The organism is Micromonospora sp. D75 (assembly GCF_018070405.1).
Classification (GTDB): domain Bacteria; phylum Actinomycetota; class Actinomycetes; order Mycobacteriales; family Micromonosporaceae; genus Micromonospora; species Micromonospora chalcea.
Map to the genome: position 1 here is coordinate 1 of NZ_JAGPXV010000187.1, position 9302 is coordinate 9302.

10 protein-coding genes are annotated in these 9302 nt (G+C 73.1%); 9 read left to right on the forward strand and 1 reads right to left on the reverse strand.

Annotated elements, in window-relative coordinates; all coding sequences use genetic code 11:
- Positions 1 to 756: chorismate-binding protein (locus KBX39_RS13815; RefSeq protein ID WP_210870896.1), on the reverse strand; the 756-nt coding region annotated here is incomplete at its 3' end.
- 214 nt (positions 757 to 970) lie between these two features.
- Here KBX39_RS13815 and KBX39_RS13820 point away from each other — a divergent pair.
- From KBX39_RS13820 to KBX39_RS13860, 9 genes are all read left to right on the forward strand, one after another.
- The gene (locus KBX39_RS13820; protein WP_210870899.1) at positions 971 to 2254 is read left to right on the forward strand and encodes an aspartate kinase; all 1284 of its coding nucleotides are present in this window, start codon (positions 971 to 973) and stop codon (positions 2252 to 2254) included.
- Between the two features lie 15 nt (positions 2255 to 2269).
- On the forward strand, positions 2270 to 3091 hold the full coding sequence (locus tag KBX39_RS13825; RefSeq protein ID WP_166456205.1) for a 2-amino-3,7-dideoxy-D-threo-hept-6-ulosonate synthase: 822 nt from the start codon (positions 2270 to 2272) through the stop codon (positions 3089 to 3091).
- A gap of 31 nt (positions 3092 to 3122) precedes the next feature.
- On the forward strand, positions 3123 to 4226 hold the full coding sequence (locus KBX39_RS13830; protein ID WP_113973007.1) for a 3-dehydroquinate synthase II family protein: 1104 nt from the start codon (positions 3123 to 3125) through the stop codon (positions 4224 to 4226).
- A gap of 25 nt (positions 4227 to 4251) precedes the next feature.
- A complete protein-coding gene (locus tag KBX39_RS13835) occupies positions 4252 to 5013 on the forward strand; it encodes an amidohydrolase family protein (RefSeq protein WP_210870901.1) in 762 nt (253 codons plus the stop codon).
- Complete coding sequence (locus KBX39_RS13840) at positions 5010 to 6326, forward strand: AMP-binding protein (protein WP_312247135.1); 1317 nt, start codon at positions 5010 to 5012, stop codon at positions 6324 to 6326. The genes KBX39_RS13835 and KBX39_RS13840 overlap by 4 nt, the downstream gene beginning before the upstream one ends.
- Before the next feature lie 10 nt (positions 6327 to 6336).
- Entirely contained in the window at positions 6337 to 7527 is a 1191-nt protein-coding gene (locus KBX39_RS13845) for an FAD-dependent monooxygenase (RefSeq protein ID WP_210870904.1), read from the forward strand.
- Positions 7527 to 8312: a 2,3-dihydro-2,3-dihydroxybenzoate dehydrogenase gene (locus tag KBX39_RS13850; RefSeq protein ID WP_043323091.1), complete on the forward strand. Its 786-nt coding sequence runs from the start codon at positions 7527 to 7529 to the stop codon at positions 8310 to 8312. The genes KBX39_RS13845 and KBX39_RS13850 overlap by 1 nt, the downstream gene beginning before the upstream one ends.
- 32 nt (positions 8313 to 8344) lie before the next feature.
- Positions 8345 to 9025 carry an isochorismatase family protein gene (locus KBX39_RS13855; protein WP_210870907.1) on the forward strand — a complete coding sequence of 227 codons (681 nt, stop codon included), beginning with the start codon at positions 8345 to 8347 and terminating at the stop codon, positions 9023 to 9025.
- An 11-nt stretch (positions 9026 to 9036) separates the two neighbouring features.
- Positions 9037 to 9302, forward strand: a 266-nt coding sequence (locus tag KBX39_RS13860; protein ID WP_210870910.1) for an SDR family NAD(P)-dependent oxidoreductase, incomplete at its 3' end; no start/stop codon positions are given.

Below are 9302 nucleotides of genomic sequence, written 5' to 3' on the forward strand. Positions count from 1 at the left end.
CTCGTCGACCACCATGTAGAGTTCGTTCGCCTCTTTCGGGTCGTTCAGGAATTCCAGCAGACCGGAAACCGCCGGGCCGTTCGGAGGATGCCGGTACGTCCCGCTGATGGGATTCATCGAGACGGTTCCGTCGATCATGCTGACGTGCCGTTCCGGTGACGCGCCGATGAACGTGCCGGCGCCGGAGTGGAACAGAAACGTCCAGTAGGAACCCAGCTCACCGGTCAGCAACCGGCGGAAGATCGCCAGTTCGGTGGCGGTCGAGCAGTCGGCCAGCCGCGCGGTGAAGGTGCGCCGGATGACGAAGTTGGATCCGGCGCCCTGCCCGATCTCGTCGCCCACCACCCGCTTGACGATCGCCGCGTAGTCCTCGTCGCTGAGGTCGAAGTCGGCGTCGGTCACCGGTACGGCGCGCTCGGGCAGGCCCGCCAGCGCCTGCTCGCGGTCGAGCCCGAACTGCTCGTGGACGCGCATCGCGAGCAGTGGAGCGCCGTCGTCGTGGCAGTCGTACCCCCGCTCGGTGACCTGCCGGTACGGCACCGCGACGAGCAGGTCGTGCCGCCCGCCGGTCGCCGGCCCGGCGGGCAGGGGCAGCTCGGCGAGCGTGTCCATCTGGCACACCTCGCCGGTCAGAACCTCCACGTACGCGCGCCCGGCGGCGCCGGGCCGGTGCAGCAGGGCGAAGGCACGCCCGTCGCCGCCGAGACCGGACAGCAGATCCGGGAATCCGGCCACGTTCGATTCCGTCCCGTCCATGTCGCTCCCTTTGCCCTAGAGATCGCCTGTCGATAGTGCGTCCGGCAAAAGGCGTCGCGCATGACGTGTTGTCGCCGACGGCATCACGTGTTTCCGGTAACGCGCCGACGTTATGGCGTGAACGACTGAATCGGCGGGCTACTACTCGGGCGAGTAGTGCCCACGCAGATCGACCGCGATTACTGTCGACCGCAATGCCGATACGACGAGGGCGGTGAAGACGACTGTGGACGTGCTGGTCCAGAAATACGGGGGCACCTCGCTGCAGACCCTCGACCGCGTACGGCACGCCGCGCTGCGGATCGCCGCGGCGCGGCGGGACGGGTCCGCCGTGACAGTTGTCGTGTCGGCCCGCGGCAGCCGCACCGACGACCTGCTGCGGCTCGCGGCCGACGTCGGCGCCGCCGGCCCGTCCCGGGAACTCGACCAGTTGCTCGCAGTCGGCGAGTCCGAGTCGGCGGCGCTGATGGCGCTGGCGTTGACCGGGCTCGGCGTGCCGGCCGTCTCACTGACCGGGCACCAGGCGGAGATCCACACCACCGACCGGCACGGCGACGCGCTGATCTCGCGGATCGGGGCGGCGCGGGTCGAGGCGGCGCTGGACCGCGGCGAGGTCGCCGTGGTCACCGGGTTCCAGGGGATCGACCGGGCCGGGGACGTCGCCACGCTCGGACGCGGCGGCTCCGACACGACAGCGGTGGCGCTCGCCGCCCGGCTGCGCGCGTCGGCGTGCGAGATCTACACCGACGTGGACGGCGTGTTCAGCGCCGACCCCCGCATCCTTCCGGCGGCGCGTTGCCTGCCGTGGGTCGAGCCCGGCGTCATGGCGGAGATGGCGTTCGCCGGCGCGCGGGTCCTGCACACCCGATGCATCGAACTGGCCGCCATGGAAGGGGTCGAAGTGCGCGTGCGCAACGCGTCGTCGCAGGCACCCGGAACGACGGTCGTGGACCGGCCGGACGACCGGCCGCTGGAGACCCGGCGGGCCGTGGTGGCGGTGACCCACGACACCGACGTGGTGCGCGTGCTGGTGCACTGCCGCGACGGCCGGCGGGACATGGCGCCCGACGTGTTCGAGGTGCTGGCCGCCCACGGCGCGGTGGCGGACCTGGTGGCCCGGTCCGGGCCGTACGAGAGCGAGTTCCGGATGGGGTTCACCATCCGCCGCAGCCAGGCCGACGCGGTGCGGACCGCGCTGCACGACCTCACCGCGTCCTTCGACGGCGGCGTCCACTTCGACGAGAACGTCGGCAAGGTGTCGGTGGTCGGCATGGGCCTGCTCAGCCGCCCCGAGCACACGGCCCGGCTGATGGCGGCGCTGGCCGAGGCCGGGATCTCGACGAGCTGGATCTCCACCTCCCAGATGCGGCTGTCGGTGATCGTGTCGCGGGACCGCACCGTGGACGCCGTCGAAGCCCTACACCGCGCGTTCCGCCTCGACCGGTCCGAGCCGGCGGACGCCACGTCCCTGACCTCCCGTCGTTCCGCCACCGCCTGAGAGAGGTAGGAAACCGTGGCCGTACTCAACGCTTCGTTCGCTCGTGGCCTGCGTCTGCGCCGACTGTTCCGGCGCGGCGACGGACGCCTGCTCGTCGTCCCGCTCGACCACTCCGTCACCGACGGGCCACTTCGCCGCGACCTGAACTCGCTGCTCGGTGAGCTGGCCGGCACCGGCGTGGACGCCGTGGTGCTGCACAAGGGCAGCCTGCGGCACGTCGACCACGGCTGGTTCGGCGACATGTCGCTGATCGTGCACCTGAGCGTGAGCACCCGGCACGCGCCGGACCCGGACGCGAAGTACCTGGTCGCGCACGTGGAGGAGGCGCTGCGGCTGGGCGCCGACGCGGTCAGCGTGCACGTCAACCTGGGCTCGCCGCAGGAGGCGCGGCAGATCGCCGACCTGGCGGCGGTGGCGGGGGAGTGCGAACGCTGGAACGTGCCGCTGCTGGCCATGGTGTACGCCCGCGGGCCGCAGATCACCGACTCCCGGGCGCCGGAGCTGGTGGCGCACGCCGCGACGCTCGCCGCCGACCTCGGCGCCGACATCGTCAAGACCGACTACGCGGGTACGCCCGAGCAGATGGCCGAGGTGGTGCGTGGCTGCCCGATTCCGCTGATCGTGGCCGGCGGCCCGCGCTCGGCCGACACGCCGACAGTGCTCGCCTACGTGTCGGACGCGCTGCGCGCCGGTGTGGCCGGCATGGCCATGGGCCGCAACGTGTTCCAGGCCGAGCAGCCCGGCCTGATGGCCGCCGCCGTGGCGCGGCTGGTGCACGAACCACGGCACGTCCCGGACCGGTACGACGTCGACGACCGGCTCGCCCTTACGTCCTGAGACTCCCTGACCGTCCACCGAGGAGAAACCCGTGAAGCTGTGCTGGCTGGACATCCGTAACGTCAACGGCGCCAAGGAGGCAATCGTCGAGGAGGCGGTCCACCAGCGGGTGGACGCCGTCGTGGCGGCCGATCCGGCCGACCTGGAGACGCTCCCCCCGACGGTGAGGAAGGTGCTGTTCCCGCAGGGCGGGCCGCTGCCGGAGAAGCTGGAACCGGCCGACCTGGTGATCGTCGAACCGGCCCGGCACGGCGAGCCCGCCGAACTGGCGGCCCGGTTCCCGGACGTGGAGTTCGGCCGGTTCGTCGAGATCGTCGACGCGGACAGCCTGGAGGACGCCTGCCGGTCCGCGCGCCACGACCGCTGGAGCCTGCTGTACTTCCGCGACCCCACCAAGATTCCGCTGGAGATCGTGCTGGCCGCCGCGGCGGGCGCGGCGGGCAGCATCATCACGCAGGTCGCCGACGTCGAGGAGGCGGAGATCGTCTTCGGCGTGCTGGAGCACGGCTCGGACGGCGTGATGCTGGCGCCGCGCGCCGTGGGGGAGGCCACCGAGCTGCGGACCGCGGCGGTGAGCACGGCGGCGGACCTGTCGCTCGTGGAGCTGGAGGTCACCGGCATCCGGCGGGTGGGCATGGGCGAGCGCGCCTGCGTCGACACCTGCACGAACTTCCGCCTGGACGAGGGCATCCTGGTCGGCTCGCACTCCACCGGCATGATCCTGTGCTGCAGCGAGACGCATCCGCTGCCGTACATGCCGACCCGGCCGTTCCGAGTCAACGCCGGCGCGCTGCACTCGTACACGCTGTCCGCCGGCGGGCGGACCAACTACCTCAGCGAGCTGGTCTCCGGCGGCCGGGTGCTGGCCGTCGACTCGCAGGGGAAGTCCCGGGTCGTCACCGTGGGACGGGTCAAGATCGAGACGCGCCCGCTGCTGGCGATCGACGCGGTCTCCCCCTCCGGGACACCTGTCAACCTCATCGTCCAGGACGACTGGCACGTGCGCGTGCTCGGGCCCGGCGGCACGGTCCTCAACGTCACCGAGCTGACCGCCGGCACGAAGGTGCTCGGCTACCTGCCGGTGGAGAAGCGGCACGTCGGCTACCCGATCGACGAGTTCTGCATCGAGAAGTGAGCGGCGGCGGGAAGGGGAGCGGCCGATGACCGCGCAGCCGGTGCTGGACTTCCACGTACGCCTGGCGCCCCGGCCCGGCGCGCGACAGCGGCTGCTCGACGCGCTGGGCGAGTGCGGGCTGGCGCGGGCGGTGGTGTGCGCGGGCGGCACCATCGACCTGGACCGGCTGTCCCGCCAGCTCGTCACCGGTGGCCACGTCGAGACCGACGCCGACAACGACGCGGTGGCGGCGGCCTGCGCGGGCACCGACGGGCGGCTGGTGCCGTTCTTCTTCGCCAACCCGCACCGGCCGGCCGAGGCGTACCGGTCCCGGGCCGCCGAGTTCCGCGGCCTGGAGATCTCACCCGCCGTGCACGGCGTCGCCCTCACCGACCCGCGGGTCGCCGACCTGGTGGCCGTGGCGGCGGAGTTCGACCATCCGGTGTACGTGGTCTGCCTGGACCGTCCCGGCGCGGGCGTGGCCGACCTGGTCGGGCTGAGCCGCCGGTTCCCGCGGGTGAGCTTCGTGCTCGGGCACAGCGGCATCGGCAACATCGACCTCTACGCCCTGACCCTGATCCAGGACGAGCCGAACATCTCGCTGGAGACCTCCGGCGGCTACACCTGCGTGGCCGAGGCGGCGCTGCGCCGCCTCGGCGACGGCCGGGTGGTGTTCGGCTCCGAGTACCCGCTGCAGCACCCGGCCGTGGAGCTGGCCAAGTTCCAGGCGTTGCGACTGCCGCCGGACCAGTGGCGGCGGGTCGCCTGGGACAACGCGCATCGACTGCTAGGAGAGGAGAAGCGGTGAGCGAGCCGAGTTCGACCCTGCCCCGGCTCGGCCAGTGGCACGGCCCCGAGGACCTGCGGCGCCTTCAGGAGAAGCAACTGGCGGAGACGTTCACCTGGGCGGCCCTTTCGCCGTTCTACCGGGCGCGGCTGGCGTCCGGGGCGCCGCCGGTGACCCCGGCCGACCTGGCCGACCTGCCGCTGACCACCAAGCAGGACCTGCGGGACAACTACCCCTTCGGCATGCTCGCCGTGCCCCGCGAACGGCTGGCGACCTACCACGAGTCGAGCGGCACCGCCGGCAAGCCCACCCCCTCCTACTACACCGAGGAGGACTGGACCGACCTGGCGGAGCGCTTCGCCCGCAAGTGGATCGGCATGTCCGCCGACGACGTGTTCCTGGTCCGCACGCCGTACGCGCTGCTGCTGACCGGGCACCTCGCCCACGCCGCCGCCCGGCTGCGCGGGGCCACCGTGGTGCCCGGCGACAACCGGTCGCTGGCGATGCCGTACGCCCGGGTGGTCCGGGTGATGCACGACCTGGACGTCACACTCACCTGGTCGGTGCCGACGGAGTGCCTGATCTGGGCCGCCGCGGCGATCGCGGCCGGGCACCGGCCCGACATCGACTTCCCGGCGCTGCGCGCGCTGTTCGTCGGCGGCGAGCCGATGACCGACGCCCGCCGGCGGCGGATCAGCCGCCTGTGGGGGGTGCCGGTCATCGAGGAGTACGGCTCGACCGAGACCGGCAGCCTGGCCGGGGAGTGCCCCGAGGGCCGCCTGCACCTGTGGGCCGACCGGGCGCTGTTCGAGGTGTACGACCCGGCCACCGGGACCGTCCGCGCGGACGGCGACGGCCAGCTCGTGGTCACGCCGCTGTTCCGGGAGGCGATGCCGCTGCTGCGGTACAACCTCGAGGACAACGTGTCGGTCTCCTACGACGACTGCGCGTGCGGCTGGAAGCTGCCCACCGTGCGGGTGCTCGGCCGGTCGGCGTTCGGCTACCGGGTCGGCGGCGCCACCATCACCCAGCACCGGCTGGAGGAGCTGGTCTTCTCCCTCCCCGAGGCGTACCGGGTGATGTTCTGGCGGGCCAAGGCGGAACCGGCGCTGCTGCGGGTCCAAATCGAGGTGGCCGCCGCGCACCGGGTCGCCGCCGAGGCGGAGCTGACCCACGCGATCGGGGCCGCGTTCGGCGTGGACAGCGAGGTCACCGGCCTGGCGCCGGGGAGCCTGATCCCGCTGGACGCGCTGACCAGCATGCCGGACGTGGTGAAGCCACGCAGCCTGTTCGGCCCGGACGAGGACTGGAGCAAAGCGCTCCTCTACTACTGAGGGAACCGACATGCCGCAGATGAGGGTCGCCGTGGCCGGCGCCGGCATCGCCGGGCTCGCCTTCGCCGCCGCCCTGCGCCGGGCCGGGATCGACTGCCACGTGTACGAGCAGGCCGAACAGCTGACGGAGGTGGGCGCGGGCGTGCAGGTGGCGCCGAACGCCACCCGGCTGCTGCACCGGCTGGGCCTGCGTGACCGCCTGCGTACGGTGGCGGTGGCGCCGCAGGCGATCGAGATGCGCCGCTGGGACGACGGCACGCTGCTGCAACGCACCCCGCTGGGCAGCGCGTGCGGACGCCGCTTCGGCGCGCCCTACTACGTGGTGCACCGCGCGGACCTGCACAGCAGCCTGCTGTCGCTGGTGTCGCCCGACCGGGTGCACCTGGGCGCCCGCCTCACCGCCGTGACGCAGACCGCCGACGAGGCGTACCTGCACCTGTCCAACGGCACCACCGTCGCGGCGGATCTCGTGGTGGGCGCCGACGGCATCCACTCGGTCGCGCGGGAGCAGATCGTGGCGGACCGGCCGCGCTTCTCCGGGCAGTCCATCTACCGCGGGCTGGTGCCGGCCGAGCGGGTGCCGTTCCTGCTCACCGAACCCCGGGTGCAGTTGTGGCTCGGGCCGGACCAGCACTGCGTCTGCTACCCGGTGTCCGCCGGCCGGCAGGTGAGCTTCGGCGCGACGGTGCCCGCCACCGACTGGCGGCAGGAGTCGTGGTCGGGCCGGGGCGACGTGTCGCAGCTCGCGGCCGCGTACGCCGGCTGGCACCCGGACGTCACCCGGCTGATCGCCGCGGCCGACCGGGTCGGCAGGTGGGCGCTGCACGACCGGGACAGCATCGACCGGCTCAGCGCAGGACGGGTGACGCTGATCGGCGACGCCGCGCACCCGATGCTGCCGTTCCAGGCGCAGGGCGCGAACCAGGCCGTCGAGGACGCGGTGGTGCTCGCGGTCTGCCTGGCCGGCGTGGAGCCGGCGGGCCTGGGCGCCGCGCTGCGCCGCTACGAACGGATCCGCCTGCCCCGGACCACGCGGATCCAGCGCCAGTCCCGGGCCAACGCCGAGACGTTCCACCTGGCCGACGGCGCCGACCAGCGCCGCCGGGACGTCGCCGCGCAGTCCTCGTCCGGCCTGGACCGCCACGAATGGCTCTTCGGGTACGACGCCGAGAAAGCCACCACGACCAGCGGAGGCACCTGATGGAACTGACCGGAATCGAGTCGAGGGTCGCCCTGGTCACCGGCGCGGCGCAGGGCATCGGCGCCGCCGTGGCCGGTGTGCTGGCCCGGGCGGGCGCGCAGGTGGCGGCGGTGGACCGCAACGCCGAGGCGCTGACCACCGTCGTGACGAAGCTCGCCGCCGAGGGCGACTCGGCGCGCGCCTACTGCGTCGACGTGTGCGACAGCGACGCGGTGGACGCGCTGGTGCGGCGGGTCGAGGACGAGATTGGCCCGGTCGGCATCCTGGTGAACGCCGCCGGCGTGCTGCACACCGGACCGGTCGTCGAGCTGTCCGACCGGCAGTGGCGCCGGACCTTCTCGGTGAACGCCGACGGCGTGTTCCACGTGTCCCGGGCGGTGGCGCGGCGGATGGTCGGCCGCCGCCGGGGCGCGATCGTCACCGTGGCGTCCAACGCCGCCGGGGTGCCGCGTACCGAGATGGCCGCGTACGCCGCCTCCAAGGCCGCGTCCGCCCAGTTCACCCGCTGCCTGGGGCTGGAGCTGTCCGGCTACGGCATCCGGTGCAACGTGGTCTCGCCCGGCTCCACCGACACCCCCATGCTGCGGGCGATGCTCGGCGAGGGCGCCGACCCGAGCGCGGTGATCGAGGGCACGCCGGGCGCGTACCGCGTCGGCATCCCGCTGCGCAAGCTGGCCCAGCCGCGCGACGTGGCCGAGGCGGTCGCCTACCTGGTGTCCGACCAGGCGGGCCACGTGACCATGCACGACCTGTACGTCGACGGCGGCGCGGCCCTGCACGTGTGACGCCGTGGCACGGAAACCGGAGGCGAGAACCGATGGCCATGACCCCGATCGCGCCGTACCGCATGCCCGGCGACGGCGACCTGCCCGGCACCACGCTGCCGTGGCGTCCGGACCCGGACCGGGCCGCCGTGCTGGTGCACGACCTGCAGCGCTACTTCCTGCGCCCGTTCGCGGCCGGGGAGTCCCCGATGGCCGAGCTGCTGCCCAACGTCGCGAAGCTGCTCGCCGCGGCGCGGGCGGCCGGCGTGCCGGTGCTGTACACCGCGCAGCCCGGCGGCATGAGCCGGCGGGACCGGGGGTTGCTGCACGACCTGTGGGGCCCCGGCATGAGCTGCGACGAGGACGACCGGGGCATCGTCGACGACGTCGCCCCGCAGCCGGGCGACACGGTGCTGACCAAGTGGCGCTACAGCGCGTTCTTCCGCAGCGACCTGGAGGAGCGACTGCGCGGCGCCCGGCGGGACCAGCTCGTGGTCTGCGGCGTGTACGCGCACATGGGGTGCCTGATCACCGCCTGCGACGCGTTCAGCCGCGACATCGAGGCGTTCCTGGTGGCGGACGCGCTGGCCGACCTGTCGCGTGCGGACCACCTGATGGCGCTGCGCTACGCCGCGGACCGCTGCGCGGTGCCGTTGTGGACGGCGGACGTGCTGGACGGCCTGGCGGGCGACGCCGGCGTGGCGCGTCCGGATCGGAGCAGCATCAAACGATGAGGAGAGCATCGATGTCGGAACGGACCCGGGTCGTGGTCGTCGGCGGCACCTCGGGGATCGGGCGGCACTTCGCCCGGTTCTGCGCCGAACGCGGAGACGACGTGGTGATCACCGGCCGTTCGGCGGCCCGGACCAAGACCGTCGCGGACGAGATCGGCGGGTCGACCCGCGGGCTCGCGCTCGACCTGGCCGAGCCGGAGCGGATCGCGGACGCGCTCGCCGACGTGCCGCACGTCGACCGGCTCGTGGTCGCGGCGCTCGACCGCGACCACAACAC

Excerpts from the sequence above, each read along its gene's own strand:
- KBX39_RS13845 (WP_210870904.1), top strand. The coding sequence starts at position 6,337 with ATGCCGCAGATGAGGGTCGCCGTGGCCGGCGCCGGCATCGCCGGGCTC.
- KBX39_RS13850 (WP_043323091.1), top strand. The coding sequence starts at position 7,527 with ATGGAACTGACCGGAATCGAGTCGAGGGTCGCCCTGGTCACCGGCGCG.
- KBX39_RS13835 (WP_210870901.1), top strand. The coding sequence starts at position 4,252 with ATGACCGCGCAGCCGGTGCTGGACTTCCACGTACGCCTGGCGCCCCGG.
- KBX39_RS13855 (WP_210870907.1), top strand. The coding sequence starts at position 8,345 with ATGGCCATGACCCCGATCGCGCCGTACCGCATGCCCGGCGACGGCGAC.